Below are 16,694 nucleotides of genomic sequence, written 5' to 3'. Positions count from 1 at the left end.
CAGGGAGCGTTGACGTGTCACTGGGACGACCGCCGCAGAAGTCATCCGGCCTCGCGCAGACCGAGGCCGCGAGCGCGCGCGCCACCGAGGACCGGATCGAGCTGCTCCAGTCCGGGCCGAGCCGGGAGCCGGACGGCGGCTTCGGCGCGGAGAGGTTCCTTGACCGCGAGATCTCGTGGCTCGACTTCAATGCCCGTGTCCTCGAGCTCGCCGAGGATGACACCGTGCCGCTGCTCGAGAGGGTCAACTACCTCTCGATCTTCGCCTCGAACCTCGACGAATTCTTCATGGTCCGGGTCGCGGGCCTCAAGCGCCGCATCGCCACGGGCATCGCGGTGCCCTCCCCAGCCGGGGTCAGCCCCGCTGACCAGCTCGACGCCCTCGAGACTGCTGCCCTCGCCCTCCAGCTCCGCCACGCTCAGGTGTTCGCGGACACGATCCGCCCGGGGCTCGAGGACAACAACATCTTCGTCACAGGCTGGGACGCGCTGGACGCGGAGGCGCAGGCCCGCCTCACCACCTACTTCAACGAGCAGGTCTTCCCCATCCTGACCCCGCTCGCGGTGGACCCCGCGCACCCCTTCCCCTACATCTCCGGCCTCTCGCTCAACCTGGCCGTCGTCGTGAAGAATCCCGTGAGCGGCAAGGAACTCTTCGCCCGCGTCAAGGTGCCGGACCAGTTGGAGCGCCTCATCGCCGTGGACGGGCCGCGCGCGGCCGCCCACGCCTCCCGCGTGGCCCGCTACTTGCCGCTCGAGGACCTCATCGCGGTGCACCTGGAGCAGCTCTTCCCCGGCATGGACGTCGTAGAGCACCACGTCTTCCGCGTCACCCGCAACGAGGACGTCGAGGTGGAGGAGGACGACGCGGAAAACCTCCTCATGGCCCTCGAGAAGGAGCTGCTGCGGCGGCGCTTCGGCCCGCCCGTCCGCCTCGAGATCGCCCAGGACATCAACCCGAACGTCCGTGCACTCCTCGTGCGCGAGCTCGGGGTGAGCGAGGAGGAGGTCTACGAGCTCCCCGCCCCGCTGGACCTGCGCGGCCTCGCAAGCCTCGCACGGATCGACCGACCCGCCCTGCGGTTCGAGGCCCACGTGGCCCACACGAACCGCTACCTCAACGAGTCCGAGACCTCGAAGTCCGCCAACGTCTTCGCAGCCATGCGGCGCCGGGACATCCTCCTGCATCACCCGTATGACTCGTTCTCCACGTCCGTCCAGGCCTTCCTGGAGCAGGCGGCGGCAGACCCCCACGTGCAGGCCATCAAGCAGACCCTGTACCGCACGAGCGGCGACTCCCCCATCGTCGATGCGCTCATCGACGCTGCGGAGGCCGGCAAGCAGGTCCTCGCGCTCGTGGAGATCAAGGCCCGCTTCGACGAGCAGGCCAACATCTCGTGGGCCCGCAAGCTCGAGAAGGCCGGCGTCCACGTGGTCTACGGCATCGTCGGCCTCAAGACCCACTCCAAACTGAGCCTTGTCGTCCGCGCGGAGAAGGACGGGCTGCGCCGCTACTGCCATATCGGCACGGGCAACTACCACCCCCGCACGGCGCGCTTCTACGAGGACCTGGGCCTGCTCACGTGCGACCCACAGGTCGGCGAGGACGTCTCCCGCCTCTTCAACCAGCTCTCTGGCTACGCCCCGAAGTCCACGTTCAAGCGCCTCCTCGTCGCGCCCCGCTCCCTCCGCTCGGGGCTCATCGACAGAATTGAACAGGAGATCCGCCACGCCGAGGCAGGCCGCCAGGCGCGCGTCGTCGTCAAGGTCAACTCGATTGTGGACGAGGCGATCATCGACGCCCTCTACCGGGCCTCCCAGGCGGGGGTGCGCGTCGACGTGATCGTGCGCGGCATCTGCGCCCTGCGCCCCGGCATCCCGGGCCTGAGCGAGAACATCCGGGTCCGCAGCGTCCTCGGCCGCTTCCTCGAGCACTCGCGCGTGTTCGTCTTCGCCAACGGCGGGGACACGGTCGCGTTCATCGGCTCCGCCGACATGATGCACCGCAACCTGGACCGCCGTGTGGAGGCGCTTGTGCGCCTCGGGGACCAGAAGCAGGTCGACCACATCGTGGCCCTCGCCGACCGCTACATGGCGGAGACCACCGCCAGCTGGCACCTCACCCCGTCCGGCGCGTGGATTCGCCACGCGACCGACGACGAAGGCCAGCCTCTTGAGGACGTGCAGGAGTGGCTCCTCGGACAGGCGCGCCGTGGCCGCGGCTGAAGCACCGGGCCGCGCGCGCTCGTCCACGGCCGTCTACCCGCAGACGCACGGCGTCCACGTGCGCACCGGCAAGGAGGACGTCATCGCCGCCGGCGGGCTGCTGTGGCGGGAGGATGGGCGACGCCTCCAGGTCCTCGTCATCCACCGCCCGCGCTACGACGACTGGTCCTGGCCCAAGGGCAAGCTGGACCAGGGGGAGAGCCTGCCCGAATGCGCGGTCCGCGAGATCTCCGAGGAGGTCGGCGTGCGCGCGAGGCTGGGCATCCCCCTCCCCTCGATCCACTACCGCGTCAACGCCGGGGAGAAGGCCGTGTACTACTGGGCCGTCGAGGCGGGAGACCGCTCGCCGCGCCCCGACGGCAGCGAGGTGGACCGCGCTGTCTGGATGACACCTGATGAGGCCCGCGCGGCCCTGACGAACCCGGACGACGTCGCCCCCCTCGACTACCTCGAGGCCGCCCACGCGGCCGGCCGCCTGCGCACAAGCCCGCTCCTCGTGGCCCGCCACGCCAAGGCGAAGCCCCGCTCCAAGTGGACGCGCCCCGAGGGGGACCGGCCGCTCGCACCGTCCGGCTTCCGCCAGGCCGAGGCCCTCGCAGGGCTGCTCCAGTGCTGGCGGCCCGAACGGGTCGCGAGCAGCCCGTGGACCCGCTGCACCCAGACCATGCAGCCGTACATCAAGCGTGCCGCCCCCAAGGTCAAGCTCGTGGACGCCTTCACGGAGCGGGCCGCCACGGAGAACCCGGACAGGACGGCGCTCAAGTTCGCCAAGCTCCTCACGGCCAAGCGCATCGCGGTGTACTGCGGGCACCGGCCGGTCATGCCCGTCGTCCTGGGTGTCCTTCGCCGGGCAGCCGAGGGGGACGCTGCCCTCTCGCTCCCCGATTCCGATCCGTACCTCCGGCCGGCGGCGCTCATCGTGGCGCACGTGTCCGCCGCTCGGCCCGGGCGCGTCGTCGCCTTCGAGGTACACGAGCCTTTCGACGACTGACACGACCCATGACACCTCAGCTGCTCCCCTCCCCGCGGGCGGCCCGCCGCACGGGCGCCGGCTGGCTCGCGGCCGCCGCCGCGCTCGCCGTTGCGCTCCTGGCGACGGGCCTGTTGCTGCGCACCACGCTCCCCAACCCGATCTCCGCGGAGTGGCTGTGGCCCGGCGCGGGAGGAACCGTGGTGCGCACGGACTCGCCCAGGGTCCTCGTCTACCCCCTGGCGGCGCTGAGCCTCGTGGGCATCTCGGGGCTGATCCACACGGGCATGCCCCGGCTCCGGGCCCGACTCGAGCCGTTCCACGCCCAGGCGACGTTCGTCCTGACGCTCATGTGCGCCAATATCGGCGTGCTCGGCTGGCTGCGCCCCACGGTCTTCAACGCGTGGCTGGCGCTCGTCTACATTGCGGCGCTCGTGGCCCTCGTCGTCAGCCGCTCTCACGCTCGGAAAACGGCCGCGGGCGGCCAGGCCACCGCCCGCGCTGCCGACGCCACCGCCCGCACCGAACCCCGCGCCCCAGTCCAGGAGGACACCCCGTGACCCAGCCCATCGAGACCCCGTACGAGGACCTGCTCGCCAAAGTCGTGGCCGAGGGCACGCCCAAGGGCGACCGCACCGGCACGGGCACCCGCAGTCTCTTCGGCGCGCAGCTCCGCTACGGCCTCTCCAAGGGATTCCCGCTCATCACGACCAAGCGCGTGCACTTCCGCTCGGTGGCGCTCGAGCTGCTGTGGTTCCTCCGGGGCGACTCCAACGTCCGCTGGCTCCAGGAGCGGGGCGTGCGGATCTGGAACGAGTGGGCCGACGAGAACGGGGACCTGGGCCCCGTCTACGGCGTGCAGTGGCGCGCCTGGCCGGCCGGAGACGGCGAGTCGGTGGACCAGATCGCCCGGGTCGTCGAGCAGATCCGCACCAACCCGGACTCCCGCCGGCATATCGTCACGGCCTGGAACCCGGCCCTCGTGGATGAGATGGCCCTGCCCCCCTGCCACGCCCTCTTCCAGTTCCATGTCGCCAACGGCCGCCTGTCCTGCCAGCTCTACCAGCGCAGCGCCGACATGTTCCTCGGCGTGCCGTTCAACATCGCCTCGTACGCCCTCCTGACGCACATGGTCGCCCAGCAGACGGGCCTCGAGCCCGGTGACCTCGTCTGGACCGGCGGCGACGTCCACGTGTACGAGAACCACCTTGAGCAGGTCGCCCTCCAGCTCTCTCGCGACCCGTTCCCCCTCCCCGAGCTCCGCATCCGCCGGCGCCCCGAGAGCATCTTCGACTACGAGTTCGATGACTTCGAGGTCATCGGCTACGAGCACCACCCCGCCATCAAGGGCCAGGTGGCGGTGTGAGGGTAGAGCACGACGACGCGCCTGGCGGCGCCGCGCCCGCCGCCGGGAAGCCTGCCTCCGCCGGCCGCCTCGGGCTCATCTGGGCTCAGGCCCGCAAGGGTGTGATCGGCAACGAGGGCGGGATGCCGTGGCGCGTCCCCGAGGACATGCGGCACTTCGTGGAGCAGACCACGGGCCACCCCGTCATCATGGGGCGCCGCACCTGGGAGTCCATCCCGGCCCGGTACAGGCCCTTCGCTGACCGCACGAACATCGTCATCACGCGGACCGCGGGGTTCGAGGCGGACGGCGCCGTCGTCGTCGGCTCCCTTGAGGAGGCCCTCGAGGAGGCGAGCCGCGCGCCAGGGGCGGAGCTCACGTGGGTGGTGGGCGGAGGGCAGGTGTACGCGGAGGCGCTGCCGCGCGCGGACCTGGCCGTCGTCACGGAGCTGGACCTGGACACCGAGGGGGACACGGTGGCGCCGGAGCTCGGGCCCGAGTGGCGGGCTGTCTCCGCCGAGCCGGCTGAGGGGTGGCATGAGTCCACCTCCGGCATCCCCTATCGCATTCTCACCCACGAGCGGCGGTCCTGACCCGCGCGTGAACCGCCGCGCCTGGGCGTCCGGCCGCGTTCCCGGAAGTCCTGGCTGGCGGACGCCCGCTGCACCGGGAGAGCGGGGGATTCTAGACTGGGACAATGACGACTTCAGTGGGATTCATCGGTTGGCGCGGCATGGTGGGCAGCGTGCTCATGCAGCGAATGCAGGACGAGGGGGACTTCGCGGGCCTCGACCCGGTCTTCTTCTCCACGTCCAACGCGGGCGGCGCGGCCCCCGCCTTCGCCGCCGGGGCCCCCGCCCTCCAGGACGCCATGGACGTCGAGGCGCTCGCGAAGCTGCCGATCCTCGTCTCTTGCCAGGGCGGCGACTACACCCAGGACGTCTACCCGCGCCTGCGCGCCGCGGGGTGGGACGGGCTGTGGATTGATGCGGCCTCGACCCTGCGGATGGAGGACTCCTCCGTCATCGTCCTCGACCCAGTGAACCGAGACGTCATCGACTCGGCGCTCGCGCGCGGGGTCAAGGAGTTCATCGGCGGCAACTGCACGGTGTCCTGCATGCTCATGGGCCTCGGCGGCCTGTTCAAGGCCGGGCTCGTCGAGTGGGGCACGTCCATGACCTACCAGGCCGCGTCCGGCGGCGGGGCGCGCCATATGCGCGAGCTCCTGACCCAGTTCGGGGACCTCAACGCCGCGGTGTCAGCTGAGCTTGCCGACCCGGCGTCGGCCATTCTCGAGATCGACCGTGCCGTCCTCGCTGCCCAGCGCTCCCCCGAGCTCGACTCGAGCCGCTTCGGCGTGCCGCTCGCCGGCTCCGTCATCCCGTGGATCGACTCGGACCTCGGCAACGGCGTCTCCAAGGAGGAGTGGAAGGGCGGCGTCGAGACCAACAAGATCCTCGGCCGGGGCGCAGACGCGCACATTCCGTTCGACGGCCTCTGCGTCCGCGTCGGCGCCATGCGCAGCCACTCCCAGGCCATCACGCTGAAGCTCACGCGGGATGTGCCCCTCGACGAGATCGCGGACATGATCGGCGGCTTCAACGAGTGGGCTGAGTACGTGCCCAACACCAAGGATGAGACGACGACGCGGCTGACGCCCGTCGCGGCCACCGGCTCCCTTCAGATCCCCGTGGGGCGCGTGCGCAAGCTCGCCATGGGGCCGGAGTACATCTCGGCGTTCACCGTGGGAGACCAGCTCCTCTGGGGCGCCGCGGAGCCCCTGCGGCGCATGCTCCTCATCGCCCTCGGCCGCCTGTAGCCCGGGCCAGTCCCCCGCCATCCCGTTGCGGGGCGGTTTTCGCACGCCGGAGACCGGTTTCGTGGTTGAAACTCGCCCCGCAACGGGGCATGGGGCGGGTGCTAGAGGGCGGCGTTGACGAAGACGGGCTCGTTCTCGAGGCGGACGCCGAACCGGGCCTCGACCCCGTCTCGCACGGCCCGGGCAATCGCGAGGATGTCGTCGCTGCGTGCGTCGCCGCGGTTCGTGATGGCGAGCGTGTGCTTCGTGGACAACGAGGCCCGGCCGTCGGCGACCTCCCGCCCGACTTCGAGCCCGTACCCTTTGCCGAAGCCCGCATGGTCGATGAGCCATGCGGCAGAGAGCTTCACGAGGCCCTCTCCTGCCGGGTACCGCGGGGCGTCCTCAGGCAGGGCCTTCGCGGTGGCCACGGGCACGATGGGGTTCGTGAAGAACGACCCCGTGGACCACGTGTCCCGGTCCTCCGGGTTCAGGACCATGCCCTTGCTCGCGCGCAGGCGAAGGACGGCCTCACGGACGTTGGCGGTGGTGGCCTCCGGGCCGAACTCGTCCTCGAGCACACGGGCGAGCTCCGCGTACTTCGCGGGGGCGGGTTTCGTGCCTGGCAGGAGCTGGAACGTGACGGTGAGGACGACATACCGGGGGCTGCCGTTGACCGTCTCTCGCTTCAGGAGGGAGTCCCGGTAGGAGAACTCGAGTTCGCCCGCGCTGAAGGTCCTCAACTGACGCGACTGCCGGTCCCACGTCCTCACAGAGCTGATGAAGGACGCCACCTCGGCCCCGTACGCGCCGACGTTCTGGACGGGCGTCGCACCGGCCGAGCCGGGGATGCCTGAGAGCGGCTCGAGGCCCTTGAGCCCATGCTCCAGAGTCGCCACAACGAAGTCGTCCCACTCGTGCCCCGCCTGGACGGTGGCCAGCGTGCCTCCGCAGGTCGCGCCGTCGCAGCCGTCGTCGTCGAAGGAAACCCCCGTGGAGGCGATGTGGACGACCGTCCCGTCAAATCCTTCGTCCGAGATGACCAGGTTGGAGCCGCCCCCGATGACGAGGACAGGGTCCCCGGCGTCGTCCGCAGCCGTGACGGACTCGATGATGGCCTGCTCAGACTCGGCCGTCAGGAGGCGCTTGACGGGCCCGCCGACGCCGAGCGTGGTCAGGCCGGCGAGGGTCTGCTCGACGGGCACGCCCGCGGCCTCTGCCCCGCTCACGGCACGAGCCTGACGACGGCCTGGGTCTTCATGAGGACCTTGGCCCCGTTGCTCGTCACGGTGAGGTCCACGCGGGCAGTGCCGGCCTCGGGGTCAAGGGCCCCGATCTTGCCAGTGACGGTCAAGACCGCACCTGGCTCGTCTGTCCCGGTGGTGTCCTCGACGGGCACGGGCTTGGAGAAGCGCGTGGAGTAGCCCACAATGCGCCCCGGATCCTCAGCCCAGTCCCCCACGAGTCCGCTGGCCGCACCGAACGTCAGCATGCCGTGGGCAATGACGCCGGGGAGCTCGACGGAGCGGGCGAAGGCCTCGTTCCAGTGGATGGGGTTCGTGTCGCCGGAGGCCCCGGCGTAGGTGACGAGGTCAGTGCGCGTCAGGGGGATCTCGCGGGTCCCAATCTCCTGCCCGACCTCGAGCTCGCTCAGCGTGGGGGCGCTCATGCCTCGTCCTTCCCTCGAACCAGCAGTGCGGAGGTGGTCACGCCGACGAGCCGCCCCTCGGCGTCCGTCAGCGTGGCCTTCGTGGTCACCATGGCTCCGGCACCCATGGCGCGGACAGAGTCGACGACGAGCTCGGCCGCCAGCTCATCCCCCGCGACGATGGCGCGCTCCAGCTCGAACCGCTGCTCGGCGTGGACGACGCGGGAGAAGTCGATGCCCGCCTCGGGGTCCAGGACCATGCGGCTCTCGGCGCGCTGGGCGGGAATGATCGCGTAGGTGGGCGGGGCCACGAGGTCCGCATATCCGGCGGCACGCGCCGCCTCCACATCCGCGTGGAGGGGGCTGCTCGCCTTGACTGCCCGGGCGAAGTCCCGGATTGACTCGCGGCCGACGACGAAGGTCCCCTCCGCGGGGTACACCCGCCCGGCCAGGTTCTCGCTGATGCTCATGCGATCCAGCCTATCCGCATCCCACCGCGCTCGGCGGCCCGAGGCGGGGTGCCGGGACTCCGGTGGCATCAACGTGCATCGACGCCGCGACAGAGATGGCGCCGAGGGGCCCGAGAACGGAGAAACCCCCGGGATCGTCATGATCCCGGGGGTTCTGGGTAGCGGTGCCGGGACTCGATCCCGGGACCTCACGATTATGAGTCGTGCGCTCTAACCAGCTGAGCTACACCGCCACGAATATGCCACCGGCCGCGAACGGCTCAAGCAGACACATTCAGAGCCCCCGACGGGAATCGATCCCGTGACCTCCATCTTACCAAGATGGCGCTCTACCACTGAGCTACGGGGGCAACGTCCACCAACGCTACCAGGTAGCGCGGGCGAACTCAAAATCCGTGGGCTCTGCCCGCGGACTCGCTACCAGCGGGGCTTGCGGCCGGACTTGGCGTGGCCGCGGCTGTCGTCGCCGCGCCCCGCAAATCCGCCGCGATCCCCGCCGAAGCCGCCGCGATCGCCGCGGTCATTGCGGTCGCTGCCGAAGCCGCCGCGATCCCCTCGGTCGTTCCTGTCGTTGCGGTAGCCGCCCCGGTCCTCGCGGAAACCGCCGCGCTGGCCGCCCTCGCGGTCCCCGCCGAAGCCCCCGCGGGAGCCGCCGCGGTCGTCGCGTCCGCCCCGGTATCCGCCGCGGTCCTCACGGAAGCCGCCGCGTGCCCCGCGATCGTCGCGGAAGCCACCACGGGCACCGCCGCGGTCGTCACGCTCGCGCGCCGGCCGACGGCCGTTGTCGAGCTCAAGGCGAATCGGGCGGCCGCCGATGCGGGTCTCGCGCAGGGTCTCGAGCTGCTCGGGCGTCAGGTCCGCGGGGAGCTCCACGAGGGAGTGGTCCGCGCGGATGTCGATCCCGCCGATCTGGGCGGAGCTGAGGCCGCCCTCGTTGGCGATCGCGCCCACGATGGACCCCGGCATGACCCGGTCACGGCGCCCGACGGCGATGCGGTACGTCGCGTTCCCCTCGGTCAGCGAGCGGGACGGGCCGCGGGAGTTCATGCCGTCCCGGGACTGGCGCTCGCCGCGCTCACGGGCCTGCTTGGCCGGGGGCAGCGGCGCCTCCTCAAGGAGGAGCGGGCGCCCGCCCTGTGCCATGAACGCGAGGGCTGCGGCCACCTCGAGCGGCGTGGCCTCGTTCTCTTCGTCGTAGGCGGTGACGAGCTCGCGGAAGACGTCGAGGTCCTCGGTGGCGAGCGTCTTGGTGATCTGCTCAGCGAAGCGGGCCAGGCGCTTGTTGTTGACGTGGTCCACGCTCGGCAGCTCCATCTGCTCCACGGGGGACTTCGTGGCGCGCTCGATCGAGCGGAGCAGGTACTTCTCCCGCGGCGTCATGAAGAGGATCGCGTCACCCGTGCGCCCCGCGCGCCCCGTGCGGCCGATGCGGTGCACGTAGGACTCGGTGTCGTGCGGGATGTCGTAGTTGAAGACGTGGCTGATGCGCTCGACGTCGAGGCCGCGGGCTGCGACGTCCGTGGCGACGAGGATGTCGATCTTGCCGTCGCGGAGGGCCTCGACGGTGCGCTCGCGCTGCTGCTGCGGGATGTCGCCGTTGATGGCGGCCGCCTGGTAGCCGCGGGCCTTGAGCTTGTCGGCGAGGTCTTCGGTCGCCATCTTCGTGCGGACGAAGGCAATGATGCCGTCCGTCTCCTCGGCTTCGAGAATGCGGGTCATGGCGTCGAGCTTGCGCGGGCCCATGACCTGAACGTACCGCTGGCGGATGTTCGCGGCGGTGCGCGTGTCCGACTTCACGGTGATCTCGGCCGGGTTGTTGAGGTACTGCTGGGCGATCTTGCGGATCTGCCGCGGCATCGTCGCGGAGAACAGGGCCACCTGCTTGTCGGCGGGCGTCCCCGAGAGGATCTTCTCGACGTCGTCGGCGAAGCCCATGCGGAGCATCTCGTCGGCCTCGTCGAGGACGAGGTAGCTGAGCTCGGAGAGGTCCAGCGAGCCCTTCGCCAGGTGGTCAATCACGCGGCCGGGGGTGCCGACGACGACCTGCGCACCGCGGCGCAGGCCCGCGAGCTGCGGGCCGTACGCGGAGCCGCCGTAGACGGGGAGCACCGAGAAGCGGTCCATGTGCTTGGCGTAGGAGGTGAAGGCCTCCGCGACCTGGAGCGCGAGCTCGCGGGTCGGGGCCAGCACGAGGACCTTAGTGGCGTTGTCGGGGCCGTTGACCTCGGAGAGCTCGGCGAGCTTGGAGAGGACGGGCAGCGCGAAGGCTGCGGTCTTGCCGGTGCCCGTCTGGGCGAGGCCCACGACGTCGCGGCCCTCGAGGAGGGTGGGGATCGTGGCGGCCTGAATGGGTGAGGGCTTCTCGTAGCCGACGTCCTTGAGGGCGGCGAGAATGCGCGGGTCCAGCTCGAGGTCGGTGAAGAGGAGCTCAGCGGGGGCGCTCTCCGGGGTCACTGCCGAGGATCCGGCGTTCTGCTCGGAGGGCGCGTCAAAGGAGGTGTTTTCAGACAAGGGAGTCAACTTTCATCAGGTGGCGCAATCAACCCATCAGGATCGCGCTGATCATCACCCGGTTCCCTCAATCAGCTCCGCTCGCCACACACATACGAGTCACACATCGTCAGACTCCTGCCTCAAGCATTGGGCAGGAAGTTCGAGAGCAGCTCGCCCCTCATGGGGTGGGCGGCCGAGTCGTGCGCGGGCCGCCGGGGCGAATCGTGAAGATAGTTTCCACCACACAGGAGGGAAAACCGGTACCTGCCTACTCTACCGCGTCGCCCCGGCTGGCACACCCCCTGGGCGTCCGAGACAATGGTTCTATGCCCAAGATCACCACGAGGCCGTACGCGCTCACGACAGGCCTCCTCCTCTACCTCGTCCTCGACATCGCCGTCTTCGGCGTCGCCGCCTTCTCCCTCTTCGGGGAGGGGTTCCGAGGCGAGGAGGCGGTCTTCGGCTCCCTCCTGGGAGGAGTGCTCACCGCGTGCGGCATCGTCATTCTCGTCGAGACGTGGCGGGCCTCCCGGGGCCGCCGCTCCGCGCGCAAGACCCTGACGTACCTGTCCATCCTGCTCGCGGTCCTCTACGTGTGGCGGCGCCTGCTGCCGATCCTCCTCCTCGCCGTCCTCGGCGCCGTCGCGCTCGTGTTCGTGTGGCTGCCCGCAAGCGAGGCCTACTACCAGCGGATCGAGCCGAAGCGCAAGCGCATCCGGGGCTACGCCTCGGCCACGAAGAAGGCCGCCGGGGTCTTCCGAAAGAAGTGACCCCGGCGGCCCTCAGGGCGGCGCCCACCGCGTCCGGGAGCGCCTGAACCGCCTACAGCTGCTCGAGCGCCTGCTCGACGTCTGCGAGGAGGTCGGCGGCGTCCTCGATGCCGACGCTGAGGCGAACGAGGTCCACCGGCACCTCGAGCTCAGTGCCCTTGACGGACGCGTGGGTCATCTCGGACGGGTAGTTCACGAGGGACTCGATGCCGCCCAGCGACTCGGCGAGCGTGAAGACCCGCAGGGACTCGGTGAAGCGGCGCGCCGCCTGCTCCCCGCCCGCGAATCGCACGGACACCATGCCGCCGAACCGGCGCATCTGCTTCGCGGCGATCTCGTGGCCCGGGTGCTCCGGCAGCCCCGGGTACAGGACTGCGGAGACGGCCGCCTGCCCCGTGAGGAAGTCCGCGATCTTCTCGGCGTTGTCGCTGTGCGCCTCCATGCGCACGGCCAGCGTCTTGAGACTGCGGGTCGTGAGGAACGCGTCCATGGGCCCGGACACGCCGCCCGCGGCGAACTGGAGGAACTGGATCTTCTCGGCCACCTCGGCGTCTCGGGCAATGACCGCGCCGCCGACGACGTCCGAGTGCCCGCCGATGTACTTCGTCGTCGAGTGGACCACGATGTCCGCGCCCAGGGAGATGGGCTGCTGGAGGTACGGGGAGGCGAACGTGTTGTCCACGACGAGCAGCGCCCCGGCCTCGTGCGCGATCTCCGCGAGGGCCGCGATGTCCGCGATCTGCATGAGCGGGTTGGACGGCGTCTCCACCCAGAGGAGGGGGACGTCGCCGCTGCTCACGGCCGCGCGGACGGCGTCGAGATCCGACATGTCGACGGGCTGGTTCTCGATGCCCCACGGCCCCAGGACCTTGGAGATGAGACGGTACGTGCCGCCGTAGGCGTCGTTTCCGAGGACAACCTTCTGCCCGGGGCGCATGAGGGCCCGCAGCAGCGCATCCTCGGCCGCGAGCCCGGAGCCGAAGCTGAGGGCCTTGGCCCCGCCTTCAAGCGCCGCAAGCTGCTCCTGGAGGGAGTCCCGCGTGGGGTTGGTCCCGCGCCCGTACTCGTAGCCATTGCGCAGGCCGCCGATGCCGTCCTGCGCGTAGGTCGAGCTGAAGTGCAGCGGCGGGACCACGGCGCCGGTGACCGGCTCGAACGCCTGTCCGGCGTGGATGGCGCGGGTGGCGAACCCTGAGGTCGGGGTGGTCTCGGTCATCTGTGCTCTCTCCTGTACGTCGCGTCTCAGCGCCCCAGGGGGCGCCTTTCTGTCTGGTCCAACGGCGGTGCGGGCGCCTTTATGCCCGGGAGTTCATGCCCGGGAGGCCTCGACGCCCGTCACGGAGGCCACGGCGAGCCCGTCCCTCGTCAGGACGGCCACGCCCTGCTCGGCGAGCCGCTCGGCCAGGACCGCCCGGCTCTCGCCCGCGCCCACGAGGACGAGCGAGTCCGCCACGAGCCCATCCGCGAGCGCCTCGGCGAGGGTCGTCTCCCGGGTGGCCCGCCCGTCGAGAAGCGCCCTGTGAATGTCGTCCTCGCTCAGTGCGGCCTTGACCCGGCCCAGGGGCGCAGGCAGCGAGCTGGGGCCCACGAGGGCTGACCGGCGCCCCGCCGCGGCGAGGGCCTCGAGCGCGGACCCCAGCGTCGACGAGGGCTCGAGCGCCACGGCACCCTCCGCCACAGCGTCGACGAGTGGCCGCAGGCCCGTCGTCGGGCTCTGAGAGGACACAGCAGCCGGGGAGGCGCCCTCGAGAACACCGGGCACGAAGGGCACCTGCTCCCCCTCCCTCACCTCGAAGCCGCGCTCGGCCATCCAGGAGTCGTTGAACACCTTCCCGAGGTACCCTCGCCCAGAGTCGGGGAGGAGCACGACGACGACAGCGTCCGCCGGCAGATCCCGCGCGATCCGCAGGGCGCCGACGACGGCCATGCCCGAGGAGCCGCCCACCAGAAGCCCCTCCTCGCGGGCGAGGCGGCGCGTCATGGCGAACGCCTCCGCGTCCGTCACGGCCACGACCTCGTCCGGGACAGACGGGTCATAGTTGGCGGGCCACATGTCCTCGCCCACGCCCTCGACGAAGTACGGCTGCCCCGCGCCGCCCGAGTACACGCTCCCCTGCGGGTCCGAGACGACGATTCGCACGGGGCCGCCGTCCCGGGACGCCGAGACCTCCTTGAGGTACCGGCCCGTGCCCGTGACGGTGCCGCCCGTGCCGGCGCCCGCCACGAAGTGCGTCACGAGGCCGTCCGTGTCGCGCCAGATCTCGGGTCCCGTGGACTCGTAGTGGGCCTGCGGGGCGGCGGGGTTGTTGAACTGGTCCGGCTTGAACGCACCGGGGATGGCCTCGGCGAGGGCGTCGGAGACCCCGTAGTAGGACTCGGGCGAGTCGGGCGCGACGCTCGTGGAGACCACGGCCACGGAGGCCCCGTAGGCACGGAGGACGTCCCGCTTCTCCTCGCCGACCTTGTCCGGCGTCACGCACACCATGCCGTAGCCGCGCTGCTGCGCCACGAGGGCGAGGCCGACTCCCGTGTTGCCGCTCGTGGGCTCGACGATCGTGCCGCCGGGCGCAAGCTGCCCGCTGCGCTCAGCCTCCTCGACGAGCTTGGCCGCGATGCGGTCCTTCACGCTGCCGCCGGGGTTGAGGTACTCGAGCTTCGCGAGCACCGTGGCCTCGATCCCGTCCGTGACGGAATTCAGGCGCACGAGCGGGGTGTTGCCAATGAGGTCAAGGATCGAGTCTGCGTAGTCCACCCCCCTAGTCTAGGAGGGAGGCCGTCCGGCGCCAGGCGGGGCCGGGCATGCCCCGCACGGGAGAGGAGGAGGAACGGACATGAAGCCGACGGTCCGCACCCTCCGTCTCCCGCCCGGGTTCTCCGTCCGCACGGCCGTGCGCCGCCTGCGCTGGAGCTCCTCCGACCCCTCGATCCTCGAGGGCGGGCCCGAGGGGACCTGGCTCGCGTTCCGCACCCCCGACGGCCCCGCCACGCTCCGCATCCTCCCCGAGACGCGCGGCCCCGACGGGCGCTTCACCGTTCGAGCGGGGGCCTGGGGACCGGGCGGCCCGTGGGCGGCCGCCCACGCGGATGAGCTCCTCGGCCTCGCGGATGACTGGGCGGATTTCGACGACGACGTCGCTGGCGCGCTGCCGGCGCCGCTCGCTGCGCTGCGCCGCACTGCCCCCATGCTCGGGGCACCGCGGACCCGACGAGTATGGGACGCGCTGTTCCCCTCGATCCTGGGGCAGCGGGTGACGAGCATTGAGGCGAGGTTCGCCTATACCCGGCTCTCCCGCCGCTACGGGGACCCGGCCCCGGGCAGCGAGTCCGGGGTGGCCCCTCCCGGCCTGCGGCTGCCTCCCACGCGGGAGGCCGTGGGGCGCATCCCCTCCTGGGAGTGGCACGCCGCCAAGGTGGACCGGGCTCGCGCCGTCGCCGCGATGGAGGCGGCACGGGCCGCTGGCCTGGAGCGGCTCGCGGACGCCGAGGAGCCGGACGCCGCGGCACGGCTGCGGTCCCTGCCCGGCGTGGGCGTGTGGACCGCGGCGGAGACGGTGCAGCGCTCCCATGCGGCGAAGGACGAGATCAGCCTCGGCGACTATCACCTCGCCCACCACGTGGGGCAGGTGCTTCTCGGCTTCCGGGTGGACGACGACGGCCTGCTTGAGCTGCTGGCCCCGTTCGCAGGGCACAGGCAGCGCGTCGTGCGGCTCGTCATGGCCTCGGGCATCGCGAAACAGGCGTTCGGGCCCCGGCTGAGCCCGCTGGATCACCGCGCCCGCTGACGGCCCACGACTACGGCCCACGGCTACGGCCCTACCGCCGCGTCACCATCCCGTTGCGAGGCGACTTCCGCACGCTGGGTCGCGGTTCTCTGGTTGAAACTCGCCTCGCAACAGGGAGGCGGCGGGAGTACTAGGAGGCGGAGGGGGCGTCGTTGCCGCCGGCCGCAGCCTCCTGGGCTGCCATGTCCGCGCGGACCTTGTCCATGTCCAGGGCCTTGACCTGGGAGATGAGGTCCTCGAGGGCGGGGGCCGGGAGCGCGCCTGGCTGCGAGAAGACGAGAATCTGGTCCCGGAACGCCATGAGCGTGGGGATCGAGGTGATGCCTGCCATGGCCGCGAGGCGCTGCTCGGCCTCCGTGTCCACCTTGGCGAAGAGGACGTCCTCGTGCCCCTCAGACGCTTTCTCGAAGATGGGCGCGAACTGGCGGCAGGGGCCGCACCACGCGGCCCAGAAGTCCACGAGAACGATCCCGTTGTCTTCGAGGGCTTGAGGGAAACTGGCTTCGGTGAGGTCCACGGTGCTCATGTGCCTAAGGCTACCGGGCGCCGCCTCCCTGGCCGGTCCCCTACCCCTCGATGACCCTGTTGAGGACCATCAGCGCGTCCGCCAGGAGCACTTTCTCCGCGTCCGTGAGCGTCGCGAGGCGGGCGCCCAGGGCAACGGTTCGGGCCTCGAGCTCCTCCAGGTACAGCTTGCGGCCGGCCGAGGTGATGGCCACGAGGACCGCGCGGGAGTCCGTGGGGTCTGGGTGGCGCTCGACAAGCCCGTCTCGCTCGAGGCAGATGACCTGCTCCGTGACGCTCGGGACACGGATGGCGAGTTCTCGGGCCAGGACGCTCACACGCTGGGGCCCCTTGAGAATGAGGCCCATGAGACTCAGCCGGGCCGAGGTGACGCGGTGCCGACCGTCCAGGGAGCGGAAGAGCGAGGTGGCGTTTCGAATGGTGCTGCGGAGGCTGACCGCCAGTGCCTTGTCCTGATCTGAGAGCACGGGGGTCTCGCGCCGCTCAGCGAAGGGAGCCGCGGAAGTGATCATGGTCATAGAGGGGAGTATATATGACAAACGTACGATTGTACTGAGAATGAGCAGGCCCGGGACCCCCGAACTCCGGGTTAGCGGCCAAAAAGTGTGTGTGGCAGGGGCCTGCTTCCCAGTCGGCAGTAGGGCTATACGCCCGTTGACTTACTCTGC

16 protein-coding genes and 2 tRNA genes are annotated in these 16,694 nt (G+C 70.8%); 8 read left to right on the top strand and 10 right to left on the bottom strand.

Annotated features, from left to right (window positions below; all coding sequences use genetic code 11):
- Positions 1 to 14: 14 nt before the first annotated feature.
- The 6 genes from J2S35_RS07260 (at position 15) to asd (ending at position 6,359) form a co-directional block, all read left to right on the top strand.
- Positions 15 to 2,225: an RNA degradosome polyphosphate kinase gene (locus tag J2S35_RS07260; RefSeq protein ID WP_309851579.1), complete on the top strand. Its 2,211-nt coding sequence runs from the start codon at positions 15 to 17 to the stop codon at positions 2,223 to 2,225.
- Positions 2,212 to 3,216 carry an NUDIX hydrolase gene (locus tag J2S35_RS07255; protein WP_309851576.1) on the top strand — a complete coding sequence of 335 codons (1,005 nt, stop codon included), beginning with the start codon at positions 2,212 to 2,214 and terminating at the stop codon, positions 3,214 to 3,216. Before J2S35_RS07260 ends, J2S35_RS07255 begins: the two co-directional genes overlap by 14 nt.
- An 8-nt stretch (positions 3,217 to 3,224) precedes the next feature.
- Positions 3,225 to 3,755 (top strand): hypothetical protein, encoded by a 531-nt coding sequence (locus tag J2S35_RS07250; RefSeq protein ID WP_309851574.1) that lies wholly within the window; start codon positions 3,225 to 3,227, stop codon positions 3,753 to 3,755.
- Complete coding sequence (locus J2S35_RS07245) at positions 3,752 to 4,561, top strand: thymidylate synthase (RefSeq protein WP_309851572.1); 810 nt, start codon at positions 3,752 to 3,754, stop codon at positions 4,559 to 4,561. The genes J2S35_RS07250 and J2S35_RS07245 overlap by 4 nt, the downstream gene beginning before the upstream one ends.
- The gene (locus tag J2S35_RS07240; RefSeq protein ID WP_309851569.1) at positions 4,558 to 5,133 is read left to right on the top strand and encodes a dihydrofolate reductase; all 576 of its coding nucleotides are present in this window, start codon (positions 4,558 to 4,560) and stop codon (positions 5,131 to 5,133) included. Before J2S35_RS07245 ends, J2S35_RS07240 begins: the two co-directional genes overlap by 4 nt.
- A 104-nt stretch (positions 5,134 to 5,237) precedes the next feature.
- Positions 5,238 to 6,359 (top strand): aspartate-semialdehyde dehydrogenase, encoded by a 1,122-nt coding sequence (asd, locus tag J2S35_RS07235; RefSeq protein ID WP_309851566.1) that lies wholly within the window; start codon positions 5,238 to 5,240, stop codon positions 6,357 to 6,359.
- Positions 6,360 to 6,460: 101 nt separating this feature from the next.
- Here asd and J2S35_RS07230 read toward each other — a convergent pair whose 3' ends face one another.
- From J2S35_RS07230 to J2S35_RS07205, 6 genes are all read right to left on the bottom strand, one after another.
- Complete coding sequence (locus J2S35_RS07230; protein WP_309851564.1) at positions 6,461 to 7,567, bottom strand: UDP-N-acetylmuramate dehydrogenase; 1,107 nt, start codon at positions 7,565 to 7,567, stop codon at positions 6,461 to 6,463.
- Complete coding sequence (locus J2S35_RS07225; protein WP_309851562.1) at positions 7,564 to 8,007, bottom strand: MaoC family dehydratase; 444 nt, start codon at positions 8,005 to 8,007, stop codon at positions 7,564 to 7,566. The genes J2S35_RS07230 and J2S35_RS07225 overlap by 4 nt, the downstream gene beginning before the upstream one ends.
- Complete coding sequence (locus J2S35_RS07220) at positions 8,004 to 8,456, bottom strand: FAS1-like dehydratase domain-containing protein (protein WP_309851558.1); 453 nt, start codon at positions 8,454 to 8,456, stop codon at positions 8,004 to 8,006. Before J2S35_RS07220 ends, J2S35_RS07225 begins: the two co-directional genes overlap by 4 nt.
- Before the next feature lie 159 nt (positions 8,457 to 8,615).
- A tRNA-Met gene (locus J2S35_RS07215) sits at positions 8,616 to 8,689 on the bottom strand.
- Between the two features lie 45 nt (positions 8,690 to 8,734).
- Positions 8,735 to 8,806: transfer RNA gene (locus tag J2S35_RS07210), tRNA-Thr, on the bottom strand.
- A 67-nt stretch (positions 8,807 to 8,873) separates the two neighbouring features.
- A complete protein-coding gene (locus J2S35_RS07205) occupies positions 8,874 to 10,976 on the bottom strand; it encodes a DEAD/DEAH box helicase (RefSeq protein ID WP_309851555.1) in 2,103 nt (700 codons plus the stop codon).
- 299 nt (positions 10,977 to 11,275) lie between these two features.
- On the opposite strand from J2S35_RS07205, the gene J2S35_RS07200 reads away from it, so the two are divergent.
- Positions 11,276 to 11,719: a hypothetical protein gene (locus tag J2S35_RS07200; protein ID WP_309851552.1), complete on the top strand. Its 444-nt coding sequence runs from the start codon at positions 11,276 to 11,278 to the stop codon at positions 11,717 to 11,719.
- 52 nt (positions 11,720 to 11,771) lie between these two features.
- Here the strand turns inward: J2S35_RS07200 and J2S35_RS07195 are convergent, their stop codons facing one another.
- The gene (locus J2S35_RS07195; protein WP_309851550.1) at positions 11,772 to 12,935 is read right to left on the bottom strand and encodes a cystathionine gamma-synthase; all 1,164 of its coding nucleotides are present in this window, start codon (positions 12,933 to 12,935) and stop codon (positions 11,772 to 11,774) included.
- Positions 12,936 to 13,028: 93 nt separating this feature from the next.
- Positions 13,029 to 14,471, bottom strand: a complete 1,443-nt coding sequence (locus J2S35_RS07190) for a pyridoxal-phosphate dependent enzyme (RefSeq protein ID WP_309851546.1) — start codon at positions 14,469 to 14,471, stop codon at positions 13,029 to 13,031.
- Positions 14,472 to 14,550: 79 nt separating this feature from the next.
- Here J2S35_RS07190 and J2S35_RS07185 point away from each other — a divergent pair, with 79 nt between their 5' ends.
- Positions 14,551 to 15,501: a DNA-3-methyladenine glycosylase family protein gene (locus J2S35_RS07185; protein WP_309851545.1), complete on the top strand. Its 951-nt coding sequence runs from the start codon at positions 14,551 to 14,553 to the stop codon at positions 15,499 to 15,501.
- 130 nt (positions 15,502 to 15,631) lie between these two features.
- On the opposite strand, the gene trxA is transcribed toward J2S35_RS07185, so the two are convergent.
- Positions 15,632 to 16,027, bottom strand: a complete 396-nt coding sequence (gene trxA / locus J2S35_RS07180; protein WP_309851543.1) for a thioredoxin — start codon at positions 16,025 to 16,027, stop codon at positions 15,632 to 15,634.
- Positions 16,028 to 16,067: 40 nt separating this feature from the next.
- Positions 16,068 to 16,544, bottom strand: coding sequence for a MarR family winged helix-turn-helix transcriptional regulator (locus tag J2S35_RS07175; RefSeq protein ID WP_309851540.1), 477 nt, complete (start codon positions 16,542 to 16,544; stop codon positions 16,068 to 16,070).
- Positions 16,545 to 16,694: the final 150 nt, after the last annotated feature.

This window comes from Falsarthrobacter nasiphocae (genome assembly GCF_031456275.1).
GTDB classification, from domain to species: domain Bacteria; phylum Actinomycetota; class Actinomycetes; order Actinomycetales; family Micrococcaceae; genus Falsarthrobacter; species Falsarthrobacter nasiphocae.
This window is presented reverse-complemented; position numbering and strand designations above follow the sequence as displayed.